Genomic DNA, 15147 nt, shown 5'->3' on the forward strand with positions numbered 1-15147 from the left:
CTTTGTACTGCTTATATTAGGAATTTAAAGAAACAATATGTATAATTCTCCCACTACTATAGTATAGTGGCCTTTATTAACAGCAAAATCTACAATTTATAAGGAGAACATTTTATGAGTAAGAGAATAAAAGAATTAGATTCCATACGAGGGTTAGCGGCACTGACAGTGGTATTTGGACATTTTTGTTTAATGCTACCATCGTTGCCTAATTCTATTAAATTTTCTCCGCTTAGGTTTTTATGGGCTGGCGGGGAAGCTGTAATCGTTTTTTATGTACTCAGTGGTTTTGTGTTATCTATGGCACTTTATCATTCAAAAACAAATTATTGGGGATATTTAATTAAGCGATTTGTACGAATCTATATTCCTTATTATTTTTGGATAATCATTACCTTTGCTTTATTTATTTTGTTCTCGCCGTATGAAGTGGCTGGACTACGGGATTGGTTCTATGATAGGTGGCAAGGGTCTATAACAAAAATAGATATTATAAACCATTTTGTGCTTCTTAATAACTTTTTTACGGAAAATTATAATCCAGTTATCTGGTCATTGGCTCAAGAAATGCGTATATCTATTGTGTTTCCGTTGTTATTCCTTCTTTTTTATAAACTGAGTTGGAAGAAAACGATACTATTTGCTTTGAGCTTTTCTTTAATTAGTGTTTTCCTTAATATGTTGCATATAGGGAAAGCAGAGGGATTTTATAATGGTTATGCCGATACACTGCATTTCACATCGATGTTTATGGTTGGAATGTTACTTTTTAAGCATCAGGAAAAGCTTATCTACTTATATAGGAATATGAAAAAATTTAATAAAGGATTTCTTATTGCATTAGGGATTATTCTATATTTATATTCCATTTTAATTTATGGTTTTTCCCGTAATGATACTACTTTCTTATTAAAAGATTGGGGTGTCGTAATCGGTGTTAGTATATTTATAATAATGGCCATGAGTAACCTAAAAGTGAAAGCATTTTTAAATAAGAGTGTATTTGTATACTTAGGAGAAATTTCATACAGTATCTATTTGTGTCATTTTCCAATCATGATGGTACTATTTAAACTTTTGTATACAAAGATACCTATCTTTTTCCTTCTTGCTTTGTGTATTTCAATGACAATACTTTTTTCTATAGTTTCGTATCATTTAATTGAAAAGAAATGTATCAACTGGGCAAAACAAAGAACAACAAATTTTCGAAAAAAAGTGTAATGCTTGAAGGAATTTTATTTCTTTAGTAAATATACGAATATGACCGATTCCTAAGTATATTAGGAATCGGTCAATTACGGATTCTATATAAATATACTAAAATTGAACAAATTTTTAATTTTATACTTAACTCCAAAAATCCTCTTACTAAAGAGAATCTTCGTAACGTTTTTCCAGACATAGCCGAAAGTACAATTAGTAAAAAGCTAGTTTCCTTGTAGCTGCTTGGTCAAATAAAGCTAGTTTCAAGAGGAAGAAATGCTCAATGTATACAGGTTTAATTCTGTATTAATAATTATTAGGGGTAACAACACATCGCTATCTATATCTAAAATGTTATATAAAACTATTGAATATTTTATTCGTAAAAACAGAGGTGTAAAATGAATTTTATTTCCGAACTACTTGTTACCTTTGCAATTCCTACAATACAACTCACATTCTTGTTACTACTCATTTTTGTTTTTAGCTACTTTGTAGTATACAAAAAGGTATGTAAAGGAGGGGGGGAATTTACCGTACAACAAGTTATATTGTTTATATTGATAATAGGATATTATTCCCTTGTATTATCAGCTACTTCATTTGGTCGTCCAGATGATATAACTTTTGCAAGAACAATTGACTTTGATGTACTTAGTGTTTATAGAAAAGCATGGAATACCTTTTCATTTTCTTCTTTTTTCCATATCATTGTGAATATAGGTATGCTTTTTCCGTTAGGAATTTTATTACCTTTATTTAGTAATGTTTTTCAAAAAACAAAATGGATGTTAATCAGCTCAATTATAGCAAGTTTATTGCTTGAAATCCTTGAATTTATAATGCAACGTGGAAGTATGGAACTAGCCGATTTACTTCATAATACTTTAGGAATGATGCTAGGATATTCTATGTTAAATATAGTTCTTATATTGTTGAAGAAAAAAGAAACAGATACACAAATGACCAAATATTTATTTCTTCCGATTACAGTAAGTTTTGTTGCACTTGGAATAATGATTTCGTATCAAATGAAGGAATTTGGGAATATGCCTTTAGATCCCATTACAAAAACAGACATGACTGATGTCACTATAAAAACATCAATAGAGTTAAAAGACGAAGGTAATAAAATGCCTGTTTACAAAGAGGAAATTACAAAAATGCCTAATGACAATGAGCCAGTTACAAAAAAATCACATATTCGAGATGTCGAAATTCTGTCTCCCAAAGAAGTATTTCAAAAACTAAAACAAGGAGACTTTGATCCTATAATATCTTTCAAAGCAGGTGATACATTAGTCATTACAGATTATAATATAGATTACTACGCTGATACAAAAGGCTTTTCTCAACCTATATATGTTTTTCAAGTACACTTAAATGATAATGGGAAAGATAGTTGGTCTCAACCTATTTCTGCGAGAAGATAACGTAGATTTTCATGTTTTTGTTCATGTGAAATAGTTTAATCGAGTTGTCTTGCTCATTTGAAAAATCTCCTATGGAATTTAATTGAAATTGAAAAACATTTAAGAAGAACAATTACGCTGTGGGCTATTGTATAGTGTAGATATGAATAACAAAAAAGGGGGACTATATATGTGGAAGCGATTTGTAGCGATTGGTGATAGTTTTACAGAGGGGATAGGGGATGAAGTTGAGGGAATAGCATTAAAAAGCTGGGTAGATCATTTTGTTCAACTGTGTGTAGATGATTTAAAATATGCTAATTTTGCAAAACGTGGGTTAGTAACTAAAGAAATTCGCTCACAGCAATTGGAACAGGCATTAACTTTTAATCCAGATTTGGTTAGTCTAATTGCAGGTGCAAACGATGTTTTAAAAGGACGTTGGAATCATCAAGCATATAAGAACGATATGGAATTTATGATAGATACATTAAGTAAAGCAGGTGCTGATATTATTATAGCAAACCTTCCAGATTTTACAGTTCGGCTTCCATTTCCTTCTGAAAAAAAACAAGTATTAAAAGAACAATTATTAGAGGCAAATGAAGTTATACTTTCACTGAGTAGAGAGTATAAGCTTCATCATGTTGACTTTTGGAATCATCATTTAGTTAATGACAATACGCTTTGGTCTACGGATTTAATTCATCCAAACTCAAAAGGATATGTAAAAGTTGCTGAATTGATTTTTAGTAGTTTGCCTGTACATGACTCTTTTAAATAAGCTGTAGAATGACCTAAACTCCTGTCGCGTGCTGTACAGGGGTTTTTGGTGCGAAAAAGAAGGATATAGAGTGCCTATAAATTATACTTTAAGTAATTCTTTTTATTGTTTATATTTTTGTTATTTTCTGTTGCAGAATCCTTAGTATAAGGATTCTTTTTTTGTATCAATAATCTATAAAGAAAAAAGATGAAATTGGCGAAAATGAACTAAAAGGTATTTTAAATGAATTGTTAAAACAACACTAATAATGATAACGTTCGCTAAATATATTCGTCGTTTGTAAGAATCTTAAAATCTTCCCTTTTTGAATGCAGCTTAACCATAAATTTAATTTTTTTGTAAATGTGGAACTATTTCATTACTTACACTGTCTATTAAGCGTTAAAACATTTTTTATTTAACATATTTAGAAAGGAATAATCATTTTTAATTAAGGGAGAAGATTGAATTGAAAAAAATATGGATGCTGCTTTTCTTTTGTTTTGGAGTTATGTTGGTAGGATGCAATAAAGATGAGCCGCCAAAACAAGCATTTGAAGAATATATCAATTTATGGAATGATAAAAAATTTACAAATATGTATGATTATTTATCAGAACATGCAAAAAAAACGATTTCTAAAAAGGAGTTCACAGAGAAATATCAAAAAATTTATGAGGGTATTGGAGTTAAGAATTTAAAAATTAAAACGAAAGGAGAGAATACTAAAGATAAAGAACTTTTTCTTTTTGAAGTTAATATGGATACGGATGGAGGAACAGTTTCATTCATCCATGAAGCAAAACTCGTGAAAGATAAAGATAAGGAATCTTGGAAAATAGATTGGACACCAGACTTCATTTTCCCAGGTATGAAAAAAGATTACAAAGTACGTATGCAAACAGAGCAAGGAAAACGCGGAGAAATATATGATCGAAATGGAAAAGGGCTTGCAACGAATGGTAAAGCGACTGAAGTTGGAATTATTCCAGAGAAACTAGGTGAAACGGCAGCGCAAACGAAAGAAATAGTAGCACAATTACTTGATATGTCTATAGAAGAGATCAATCAAAAGCTCGCAGCGAAATGGATAAAACCAGATTCCCTTGTACCAATTGGTATTTTAAAAGAGGGAACCAGACAGAATGATTATATTGAATTAGAAGGAGTTTCATCTCGCCCAGTAAATATTCGTACGTATCCATTAGGAGAAGCAGCGGCACACTTAACGGGATATATAGGAAAGGTAAATGCAGAGGAGTTAAAATCGCTTCAAAAAAAAGGTTATCAAGCAGATGATTTAGTGGGTAAGACAGGTTTAGAGAAAGTATTAGAGAATAAATTGCGTGGTGAAAAGGGTGGACGCGTATTTATGGAAGATGAGAACGGGAAAGAGATTAAAAACGTAGCAAAACAAGAAGCAAAAAAAGGGGAAAATGTTACGTTAACTATTGATGCTGCAATTCAAGAAAAAATCTTTAATGAGATGAAAAATGAAGCAGGATCTAGTGCAGCGGTCAATCCTAAAACGGGTGAAACAATCGCACTTGTAAGTAGCCCTGCTTATAATCCAAATACAATAGTTAGAGGAGCATCAAAAGCTCAACGGGAAGCATGGAATAATGACTCGAAACTGCCAATGATGAATCGCTTCACACAAGCATTTGTACCAGGTTCCGTATTTAAAACGATAACAGGTGCAATTGGTTTGGAAACAAACACAATAAATCCTAAGGAAGAATTTAAAATTCAAGGATTAAAGTGGACAAAAGATTCATCTTGGGGAAATTATTATGTAACACGTGTGAAGGATGCTAGTCCAGTTGATTTTGATAAGGCAATGAAGTACTCTGATAATATTTATTTTGCTCAACAAGCTTTGAAAATAGGAAAAGATCAGTATGTAAATGAATTTAAGAAATACGGATTTCATGAAAAATTACCAATTGAATACGAATTCCCTATTTCAATCATTGCAAAAGATGGGATAAAAAATGATATTCAACTAGCAGACACGGGGTACGGACAAGGACAAGTATTAATGACACCTCTTCATTTAGCATTGACTTATGCACCGATTGTCAATGAGGGTAACATTCCGTCACCGCATCTTATAAAAAAAACAAAAGCAGCGGGAAATTGGAAAGAAAATGTGATTTCTACCAAGAATCAAGAGATATTAAAAAGTGCGTTAATAAAGGTTATTAATGATCCTGATGGTGCTGGGAGAACTGCTAAAGTTGATGGTGTAACTCTCGCTGGTAAGACAGGTACAGCAGAACTGAAAGAATCGAAAGAAGCAGAGGGTAAAGAACTTGGTTGGTTTGCAGCTTTCGATGCAAGCGCGCCAAACATGATTGTTACCATGATGATTGAAGATGTAAAAGGAAGAGGCGGGAGCAACGTTCCAGGTGAAAAAATAAAACATGTTTTTCAGAAATAATACTTAATTAGAAGGTGAAATTTACTCCTTTAGTAAATATACAAACCTTACCGATTCAAGATTATATTAGGAATCGGTTAATTTATGTCTAAACGCAGATTTTATGATTTTAATAATCGTATTTAATTACGTGTTTTTTACACAATTAAATACGATTATTTTTTATTTAAAAATTATAAAACAACAAATTTTAAAATGTTAAATTAGATAATTGAAATTTAAAAAATAAGAGCTATTATACTTAACTTTATTTTCAGAAATATTACAAAGCTGTTAGTTTGAAGTAAGGTTATTCAATATAAGTAAGAGGGGAATTTCTTTATACTAAAAGATAAAAGTATATTTTATATTCTTACAGATAATAAACATATACTTTAACTAGTCCCACTTAACGACCTTGCGGCATGTTTGAAGAGGGAGATTCCTACGGACACTGAGAAGGGAGTCTTTTGTCGGAAAAGATAAATAAAAGGAGCTTAATATATGTATAAAATTATGATTGTAGAAGATGACCAAAAAATTTCTAAACTACTTCAATCCCATATTAATAAGTACGGGTATGAAGGGAATATTACAGAGGATTTTGAAAATATTTTGGCTAACTTTGAAAAAATTCAACCTGATTTAGTTTTATTAGATGTAAATTTACCGAGTTTTGATGGTTTCTACTGGTGCCGACAAATTAGAACGGTCTCTACTTGTCCCATTATATTTATATCAGCACGTAGTGGAGAGATGGAGCAAGTTATGGCACTTGAACATGGTGCAGACGATTATATCACTAAACCGTTTCATTATGAAGTTGTAATGGCAAAAATCCGAAGTCATCTTCGAAGAATTTACGGAGAATACGCACCGAAAGCGGAAGAAAGAGTTGTTCAGCAATCCGGTTTAATACTTTATCCAGAAAAAATGGAATTAAAGCTAAATGATAGCATGTGTATACTGTCAAAAAAAGAAACTGTTTTACTAGAAACTCTCTTACGACAATCTCCTAGTATTGTTAGTCGAGAGAAAATCTTAGAAAAACTTTGGGATGACTATACGTATGTAGATGATAATACGTTAAGTGTAAATGTTACACGTGTCCGAAAAAAATTAGAGGAAATCGGAATAAAAAATGCATTAGAAACAGTTCGTGGTGCTGGATATCGTTTGAAAATAACTTGGAAGAATGATGAGGTATAATAATGAATTTATTTTTACGTGAACATATCCCTTTCATCTGTTTCTCAATCATTCAGCTATTTGTCGTTCTAACTGTTTATTGGCTGGATGGATATAACCACTTATCTACTGCGTTATATAGTGTGTTTTTAGGAGGATGCTTTTTAATTGCGTTTTTACTTTATCGCTACTTTAGCCATCGTAGATTTTATAACAAATTATCCAACCCTTCTGAAACATTAGAGGACTCCTTAGAAGAACTCGATTCCACTCCATTATCAGTAGCACTTCAGCGTGTGTTAAAGACACAATACAGTCAATATCATCAACAGTTAAAGACTTGGGAATATAAACAAAAAGAGCACCTTACATTTATTAATCAATGGGTGCATCAGATGAAAACGCCTCTATCAGTTATTGAACTGATCACACAAGAAGAGAATGGGGAGGTTTTTGAAAGTATTGTGGAAGAAGTAGATCAAATGCAGTACGGATTAGAAATGGTCTTATATATGGCGCGATTACAAACGTTTGAGCAAGATTTTTATGTGGAAAGAGTTTCGTTACAAGAAATCGTTCAAGAAGTAATCCGTGAAAATAAACGTCTGTTTATCCGTAGCTATGTTTATCCAGAAGTAAAAGTAAAACAAACTATTATGGTAGAAACCGATAGAAAGTGGCTTCGGTTTGTTATTCATCAAGTGATATCCAATGCCATTAAGTATTCAGCAGGAAGTAGAAAAAACGTTACTATTACTACATTAGAAGAAGAGCGCTCAGTAATCCTTGAAATACACGATCATGGTGTGGGAATTCCAAAAGAAGACCTCCCAAGAGTATTCCGCCCATTTTATACGGGAATAAACGGTCGGAAATTTAAGGAATCTACTGGGATGGGATTATATCTTGTGAAAAATATTATAAAAAGATTGGAACATGATATTGAAATAAAGTCGGAAGTAGGAAAAGGAACAACAATCTGTATTATTTTCCCTTATGCAAATCGTTAGAACAGTATTTAGTTTGAATTTTCAGAAATATTACAGACCTGTTAGATATATGAAAGGTTAATCGATATGAGAAGAAGGGACGCTTAGATAAACTTAGGTTATTAAAAGATAAAAAGGAGCAAAACGATATGGAAATATTAAAGGTCTGTGAACTGAGTAAAATCTATACAGGAAAGGTATCTTATGAAGCGCTCGCCGAAATTAATTTGAGTGTGAAAAAAGGGGAGTTTGTAGGAATAATGGGACCATCAGGAAGTGGAAAAACTACTTTGTTGAACATGGTTTCTACTATTGATTCTCCCACATCAGGAGAAATATTGATTAATGGAGAAAATCCATATCAATTATCTCAAAATGAACTGGCATTATTTCGAAGACGTGAATTAGGTTTTGTGTTTCAAGCATTCAATCTTCTTACAACATTAACTGTAAAAGAAAATATTGTTCTTCCTCTGACGTTAGATGGTACTAAAGTTGAGGATATGAATCAGCGTGTAGAAGGTATTGCAGAAAAATTAGGCATCCAAGATATATTAAATAAACGAACATATGAAATATCGGGCGGACAAGCACAAAGAACAGCAATTGCACGTGCTCTAATTCATAAACCTAAATTATTACTTGCAGATGAGCCGACAGGAAACTTAGATTCAAAAGCGGCTAATGATGTAATGGAGTTATTAAAACGATTAAATAAAGAACAAGATGCAACAATGATGCTTGTTACGCACGATCCAGTGGCTGCAAGTTTTTGTGATCGCGTTGTATTTATTAAAGATGGAAAATTATATAACGAAATTTATAACGGAGAAAACCAACAAATGTTTTATCAAAAAATTATAGATGTACTTGCATTACTAGGAGGTCGTAAGCATGACTTTTCAAAGATTCGCTTTTAATAATATCATTCGAAGTAAGCGGACTTATGCTGCACACTTTCTAAGTAGCTCATTTTCAGTTATGGTTTTTTTCACATATTCACTCTTACTTTTTCATCCTGATTTACAAGGAGAACTAGCCTCCACAAGTAAAACAATGAGCCTTTTAGGAACAATGGGGATGCAAATCTCTCAATATCTCATTTTTGTATTTTCATTCTTCTTTCTTTTATATTCGGTGAGTTCTTTTTTAAAAACAAGAAAAAAAGAATTTGGAATTTTAATCATGCATGGTATGACACCGGCGCAGTTAAATAAATTAATTTTTTTAGAAAATATGTTAATTGGAGTCGCTTCAATTACATTTGGTATCTTAATTGGTTTGATATTTTCAAAGCTCAATTTATTGGCAAGTGAAAATATATTAGCGATTGATAAGGGTCTTCCTTTTTACGTTCCTATAAAAGCTGTCTTTACGACAACTGGCGCATTTTTGATTCTGTTTCTAGTCATTTCGTTGTTTACTTCTAAAATGGTAAAAGCAAACAAGTTAATTGATTTGATGAAATCAGAGGAAAAGCCAAAACCAGAGCCAAAGGCATCAAAAGCATTAGCATTCCTTTCCGTATTATTAATTGGGTTAGGGTATGGATGTGTGTTCTATTTCGTACTAGAAAGAAACTTCATTATGCCTTACTTACTTGGAGGAGTAGTTTTTGTAGTGGTAGGGACATATTTTCTATTTTCACAGTTGAGCGTGTATGTAATACGTGTCTTAAAGAAAAAAGACACTGTATTTTTTAATAAAACGAACCTACTTACCATATCTGAATTGGCTTATCGTATGAAGGATAATGCAACTATGTTCTTTATGCTAGCGATTGTTTCCGCGGTGGCTTTCACAGGAATTGGTACATGTTTAGCAATGGGGAATAAGGGATTAACGGAGATGATCAATCCATTTGCATTTACCTATACCTCGTTAGGCGAGAATCCCCAAGAAGGAGAGCACATTACAGAAATAAAAAAACAACTCACTCGTTCAAATTTTTCTTATCAGGTAGCGGTTACGAATCCTAAATTCACGGAAAATAATTTAGTGCTAATCAAAGTATCAGAGTATAACAAGTTTGCAAAAATCTTCGGGTATGAAATGGAAAAGATAGATAATGATCAAGAAGCGATTATAGTACCCTCAATAATTTCGCAAAAAGAAAAGTATGCAAGAGGAAAAGATATACCCGAGAAAATAGATGTAGTACAGGAAAACTTAGAGATGTCCCTTGGGGTCAAGAAGGCAGTCCCGTATATAGTTCTCCCAAATACAATTGGAGCTATTATTGTTGTTTCGGATTCTTTGTACGATACAATCCCGAATAGAAAGACAGAAGATGATTCTTACGTAATGAAAAGTCAATATGGATTTGTAGTGGAAAATTGGGAGAAATCAAGAGTGGTTACAAAAAAATTAGAAGCAACAATGGGTAATAATAATTCGGTGCAAGCACATCATTATTTTAAAGCATTGTATTCTGAATGGATTTTTTCGAAACAAGAGAACGGTATTTTACTTATTGTCAGTGTATTAGTAGGGATCGTATTCTTTACGTTCGCAGCCAGTCTTTTATATTTCCGACTATATGCAGATTTAGAAAGGGAACAACAACAATATGAAATGATTGCGAAGGTCGGTCTAAGTAGAAGAGAGCTAAAGAAAATCGTAACGCGTCAGCTTACGTTAATGTTCTTCTTGCCTTTAATTATAGCGATTATTCATAGTGGTGTCGCTTTTATAGCCTTGCAACAGCTAATTGACTTCTCTGTTTTAAAGATGTCCATTTTAATTATACTAGCCTTTATATCCATTCAAAGTGTGTACTTTTTCACTGTCCGTTGGCGTTATTTACAACGGTTATATAAAAAAATCATGTAACGTATTGATAAAACAAGCAAAGAGGAGAAAAAGAAATGAAAAAAGTAATGAAAGTGTGTATGGCAGGAGTTGTATCAATTTCTATGTTAGGGGCTTGTTCTTTTGGAAAGAAAGAAGAACCAAGGAATGCCGCTTTATTGATTGGGGAAGAACAATCATTAAAAGAAATAGTAAGTCAACATAAAAGTGAAATTAAGACCAACACTTTATATAAAGTGAAAAAAGCAGAAACTGGCGGTAAACAACTATTAATTATGGAACGAAAAACTGCAGAGAAAATGGTTGAGATAGGTGTGTTGAGAGAATCAGATAATGATAATGAAGTATGGAGTTCAGATCCAATAAAGTCATTACCTTCAGTTCCAAAAGGTAAAGCTGTATTATTGGCTAGTAAGAAAAATAAAAAAATTAAGGAATTAACAATTAATGAAAAGAAAATAGAAGTCCAGTATGCTAGCGATACTTGGTTTGGTCACTATCGTAATTCAGATTATGAGGAGCTGATTGTAATTGTTGACAATACTACTTTCAATCAAATCCCTGTAAATGAAACATCAATGGAAATCCTTCATTTCAATAAATCGTATGGTGAAGATAGACCATATAACACAGATGATGTTACGGCTGTACAAGCAGAAACTGAATGGAAAAAACTCACTAAAACTATGGGGAGTCAAGTGGATGTATTAGATGCGGTTTCTATTATAAAAAAATAATGAAAATATATTTAATACAGAAAAACCAGGATGATTTTAAGAATTTATCCTGGTCTTTTTTATTACATTTTTTTAGAAATATCATCTGTCGAAAAAAAAGATAAACAATGGAACAAATGAAACTTGTATCATGTCTATATATTGAAACCATATTAAAAGTGAGGGCAGCTTTATGTTTATTCAAATAAGTTTGAGGTGTGGAAATGGAACAGAAGTTTATTGAAAAATGTAATCATGATGAGCTTGACTATGTTATAAAAGACTATTGGCAAGATGTATGGAATTATTCATTTATTATTACGAAAGATCCACACTTATCAGATGACATCACACAAGATGTATTTATTAAGGTTTTTAAACATTGGAATTCGTTTCGAAAGGAGTCATCTATTAAAACGTGGATATTAAAAATTACAAGAAATACGGCAATAAACTATTTGAAATCCTCTTATTTTAAAAGGATATCTTTAGTGGGATTTTTTAGTGACGATAAGCAATCTCCATCGGCAGAACAAGAATTTTTTAATCAAGAGGAAATGAATGATGTGTGGGATGTTGTATTAAAACTACCTAAAAAACACCGCGAAATACTAATATTGGACGCGAAATATGAATTATCTTATGAAGAAATGGCTGAAACATTAGGTGTATCCATTGGAACAGTCAAATCTAGGTTAAGCAGAGCAAGAAGTAAAGTTTCAAAATTAATAGGGGAGGGTAGAAGTGATGAACAGTAAAAAAAATCCTGACTGGTATAGCAAATTAAAAAATGGACCAATGGAGCGTCGTAAAGATGAAGAAGCATTTATTTATAAAATAAAGCAATCGATATACCAAAATAGTGAAGTAGACTCTGTACCATACAAGAGACCATTTCGTAAAAAAGCATTGCCTATTGTAGTTGTTTTGGTTTGTACAATGTTATTTTTTATTGTTCAACAACCTTGGCTTGATGATAATAAATCACCGGTACAAAGTAGTACTCAAATTAAGCCTAAAACAAAAGATGAGTCTGCTCAAGATCCATCATTAAAACAATTTATGAATGAGTTATATCGAAGTACAAATTCAAAAAATGAAAATGACCTGTATAGAGCGTTAAATGATGAAGTTCTATTTAAAGGGAAAAGTTATCAGAAGGATGAATTGAAGTTTGATGAGGATATTTTTCATGAGTTGCAAGTCGCTCTTACAATGGGGGGAGAATTTGCAAATGATACAAAGAAAGCATACAAAGTACCAAGTGGATTGACAGAAAGTAACCAACCAAAGCAATCGCATTTTATATATGCAACTGTTACTGGAAATAAAACGAAAATTTTAGCTGAACCAAAACGAGAATCACAAGTTTTATATGAAGTATCTAATGAAATGGTAAAAGCTTTGATTCCAGAAAAAGTACAGAATGATGGATTTATAAAAGTATCGACAATTAACGGTTATACTGGATATGTACAAAAAGAGTATGTTTTAACTGATATTAAATATTCTTTCATATTTGAAAAGAATGATGAAGGTATATGGGAAATAACGAATATAGATTCTATATGGTAAAAGAGGAAGGTTCACTTTAATGAACCTTCCTCTTTATCTTTATCCTCTTTTTGAAGTGAATTCCAGCACTCTAAAATTTCTGATGTAACGAGAGCAGCAATATTTTTTTCCGAATTACTACCAGGAATAACGACAGAAATAGCAATTTTTGGATCTTCGGTAGGAGCATATGCAATGAAAAGAGAATGATTTATCATTCTTTCTTGCTCGTTCGGAGAGCCAGTTATCCCTGTTTTACCCGCGACATGAAAGGGCAAGTTTTTAATCTCCTCTATATTTTGACTCATCCCACCTTGCACGACACTCCAAAATTTCATAGGATAACGATTTGAACTTTCTAAGAGTGGTTTAAACTTTTTTGTTTCCTTATCGTCTTGACCAATAATAGCACTTACGATTTGAGGTTTATATTTATCACCTTTACTTGCCAAAGTTGCTGCATATTGAGCAAGTTGTAGAGGGGTGTGTACTTCATTTCCTCCCCAAGATGCATTTAATAAAGCAGAGATTCCATTTTCAAACTTATTAGATGGATGAAATTCATATTCTCCGTCTTCTTCAAAGGGTAAATCAATACCAGTTTTAGAGCGGAGGCCAAATTGCTTTAAATAATCTGTCCATATATTTGCTACTTTTTCTATATTCCCATTATTTCGGTTGAATAAGGGGAGAGCTACTTTTGCTGTCATAAATGTATTTGATGAATTAATGATAGCTTGACTCGGTGTAATTTCACCTGTTGGTGTTCCAGGAGCATTGGTGATGTTATTTTGATTATCATACTGAAAACTACCATTATCCAAATATGTATCCTCAGGTTGAAAAAGCTTTTCGTTTAATCCGATTAAAATAGTAAGTGGCTTTATAGTAGAGGCCATATTTACATAAGATTCACCATATTTTAATTTTTGAATTGCTTTATTTTGCGAAAGGGATTTAATGTTTTCTTTTTTAGATGATACATGTGTATTTAATATATTTGGATCAAAAACTGCCGAATTGGCCATAGTTAATATTGCGCCAGTTTTTACATCGGTTACTACTGCATAACCAGCATTAGCATCAGGTACTTTCTTAATTTGAGATCTTAGTGCTTCCTCTGTTTTTTGCTGCAATTTAGAGTCTAAAGCTAGCCGGACATCTTTTCCTTTTTGTACTTTTTGAATGTTCCATAAGAACTTTTTATTATTCATTTTAAAAATCAGAGTTTTTCCGGGTTTTCCTTTTAAATCATTTTCATATTGAAACTCAATCCCACTTTTACCAACAGGTACATTTTTAGAATTAAGGTCATTTTCTACATACCCAATTACTTGTGAAGCAATTTCGTTCTTTGGATAATATCGAATGAATTCGTCTTTGATCACTACATTTTTAGGTTTATTCTTGTTTATGAATGAAATTTCATTTTCACTTATATCAGAGTATAAGGATATTTCATTCATAGTCTGCTTATTACAGGATTGTTGTAATTGAGATTTTATGTCCTCTGTAGAAATGTCATGTTGAAACTCGTTTGAAAATTGATTGAAAAAAGCTAATGTGTTTGATGTATCTTTATTCGATAGTTTTTCATCATTAGAAGTGCAATATAGAGACTTAACTTTCTTATTTGTAGCTAGTAGTACACCATTTTGATCAAGAATTTTTCCTCTTTCAGCTGAAGAAGTTGCGATAGTAATTGAAATGAAGTTGATTTTTAATAAAATTAGTAAAATCACACTTACAATAGAAAGAACCGCAAAAAATCTCCATCTTTTCGTATGTAACATATAACCCTCCCTTATGTAGCCTATTCCATCTTATAGTTAATTATTTTTTTTGTAAATGTGGAACAACTTTATGATTTAGATTGTCTATTAAGTATTACAGCATGAAGAAAGGAACAATCAGTATGAAAAAAAGTACATGTTAATAGTAAGTCTATGTGTAAGTTTAATATGAGTCATTATACAGTTTAGCATTTCTAATGCAGGCGACAAAAAAATAGAGAAAAAAAACAGGAAGGGAGATTTATCAATTACACGGCTAAACCAAAAGGAATGGATGCCTACAAGGATTT

The 15147-nt window shown here is 32.0% G+C and carries 12 protein-coding genes and 1 pseudogene; 12 read left to right on the plus strand and 1 reads right to left on the minus strand.

The features are described 5' to 3' along the window. The first annotated feature begins 114 nt into the window (after positions 1–114). The 12 genes and pseudogenes from MKX37_RS12095 (at position 115) to MKX37_RS12150 (ending at position 13085) form a co-directional block, all read left to right on the plus strand. Positions 115–1224: an acyltransferase family protein gene (locus MKX37_RS12095; RefSeq protein ID WP_002127447.1), complete on the plus strand. Its 1110-nt coding sequence runs from the start codon at positions 115–117 to the stop codon at positions 1222–1224. 89 nt (positions 1225–1313) lie between these two features. Next, positions 1314–1445 (plus strand): annotated as a pseudogene (locus tag MKX37_RS12100) (Fic family protein); the annotation flags it as partial. Between the two features lie 162 nt (positions 1446–1607). Next, entirely contained in the window at positions 1608–2639 is a 1032-nt protein-coding gene (locus tag MKX37_RS12105) for a VanZ family protein (RefSeq protein ID WP_033733977.1), read from the plus strand. A gap of 169 nt (positions 2640–2808) precedes the next feature. Beyond that, positions 2809–3402 carry an SGNH/GDSL hydrolase family protein gene (locus MKX37_RS12110; protein ID WP_033729156.1) on the plus strand — a complete coding sequence of 198 codons (594 nt, stop codon included), beginning with the start codon at positions 2809–2811 and terminating at the stop codon, positions 3400–3402. A gap of 451 nt (positions 3403–3853) precedes the next feature. After that, complete coding sequence (locus tag MKX37_RS12115; RefSeq protein ID WP_002168360.1) at positions 3854–5827, plus strand: penicillin-binding transpeptidase domain-containing protein; 1974 nt, start codon at positions 3854–3856, stop codon at positions 5825–5827. Positions 5828–6310: 483 nt separating this feature from the next. Continuing rightward, a complete protein-coding gene (locus MKX37_RS12120; RefSeq protein ID WP_002085493.1) occupies positions 6311–7015 on the plus strand; it encodes a response regulator transcription factor in 705 nt (234 codons plus the stop codon). Positions 7016–7017: 2 nt separating this feature from the next. Next, positions 7018–8004, plus strand: a complete 987-nt coding sequence (locus MKX37_RS12125; RefSeq protein ID WP_002017026.1) for a sensor histidine kinase — start codon at positions 7018–7020, stop codon at positions 8002–8004. 128 nt (positions 8005–8132) lie between these two features. Further along, positions 8133–8903 (plus strand): ABC transporter ATP-binding protein, encoded by a 771-nt coding sequence (locus MKX37_RS12130; RefSeq protein WP_003189289.1) that lies wholly within the window; start codon positions 8133–8135, stop codon positions 8901–8903. After that, positions 8878–10815, plus strand: a complete 1938-nt coding sequence (locus MKX37_RS12135; protein WP_078422487.1) for an FtsX-like permease family protein — start codon at positions 8878–8880, stop codon at positions 10813–10815. Before MKX37_RS12130 ends, MKX37_RS12135 begins: the two co-directional genes overlap by 26 nt. A gap of 35 nt (positions 10816–10850) precedes the next feature. Continuing rightward, the gene (locus MKX37_RS12140; RefSeq protein ID WP_078422486.1) at positions 10851–11531 is read left to right on the plus strand and encodes a lipoprotein BA_5634 family protein; all 681 of its coding nucleotides are present in this window, start codon (positions 10851–10853) and stop codon (positions 11529–11531) included. A gap of 203 nt (positions 11532–11734) precedes the next feature. Continuing rightward, positions 11735–12268, plus strand: a complete 534-nt coding sequence (locus MKX37_RS12145; protein WP_002127457.1) for an RNA polymerase sigma factor — start codon at positions 11735–11737, stop codon at positions 12266–12268. Further along, positions 12258–13085, plus strand: coding sequence for an SH3 domain-containing protein (locus MKX37_RS12150; protein WP_002127459.1), 828 nt, complete (start codon positions 12258–12260; stop codon positions 13083–13085). Before MKX37_RS12145 ends, MKX37_RS12150 begins: the two co-directional genes overlap by 11 nt. A gap of 11 nt (positions 13086–13096) precedes the next feature. Here the strand turns inward: MKX37_RS12150 and MKX37_RS12155 are convergent, their stop codons facing one another. Next, positions 13097–14857, minus strand: coding sequence for a peptidoglycan D,D-transpeptidase FtsI family protein (locus tag MKX37_RS12155; RefSeq protein WP_003189297.1), 1761 nt, complete (start codon positions 14855–14857; stop codon positions 13097–13099). Between the last annotated feature and the right edge of the window lie 290 nt (positions 14858–15147).

The organism is Bacillus sp. FSL R5-0709 (assembly GCF_038004785.1).
GTDB lineage: Bacteria > Bacillota > Bacilli > Bacillales > Bacillaceae_G > Bacillus_A > Bacillus_A mycoides.

Excerpts from the sequence above, each read along its gene's own strand:
- MKX37_RS12145 (WP_002127457.1), top strand. The coding sequence starts at position 11,735 with ATGGAACAGAAGTTTATTGAAAAATGTAATCATGATGAGCTTGACTAT.
- MKX37_RS12155 (WP_003189297.1), bottom strand. The coding sequence starts at position 14,857 with ATGTTACATACGAAAAGATGGAGATTTTTTGCGGTTCTTTCTATTGTA.
- MKX37_RS12135 (WP_078422487.1), top strand. The coding sequence starts at position 8,878 with ATGACTTTTCAAAGATTCGCTTTTAATAATATCATTCGAAGTAAGCGG.
- MKX37_RS12105 (WP_033733977.1), top strand. The coding sequence starts at position 1,608 with ATGAATTTTATTTCCGAACTACTTGTTACCTTTGCAATTCCTACAATA.
- MKX37_RS12110 (WP_033729156.1), top strand. The coding sequence starts at position 2,809 with ATGTGGAAGCGATTTGTAGCGATTGGTGATAGTTTTACAGAGGGGATA.
- MKX37_RS12140 (WP_078422486.1), top strand. The coding sequence starts at position 10,851 with ATGAAAAAAGTAATGAAAGTGTGTATGGCAGGAGTTGTATCAATTTCT.
- MKX37_RS12120 (WP_002085493.1), top strand. The coding sequence starts at position 6,311 with ATGTATAAAATTATGATTGTAGAAGATGACCAAAAAATTTCTAAACTA.
- MKX37_RS12150 (WP_002127459.1), top strand. The coding sequence starts at position 12,258 with ATGAACAGTAAAAAAAATCCTGACTGGTATAGCAAATTAAAAAATGGA.
- MKX37_RS12095 (WP_002127447.1), top strand. The coding sequence starts at position 115 with ATGAGTAAGAGAATAAAAGAATTAGATTCCATACGAGGGTTAGCGGCA.
- MKX37_RS12125 (WP_002017026.1), top strand. The coding sequence starts at position 7,018 with ATGAATTTATTTTTACGTGAACATATCCCTTTCATCTGTTTCTCAATC.
- MKX37_RS12130 (WP_003189289.1), top strand. The coding sequence starts at position 8,133 with ATGGAAATATTAAAGGTCTGTGAACTGAGTAAAATCTATACAGGAAAG.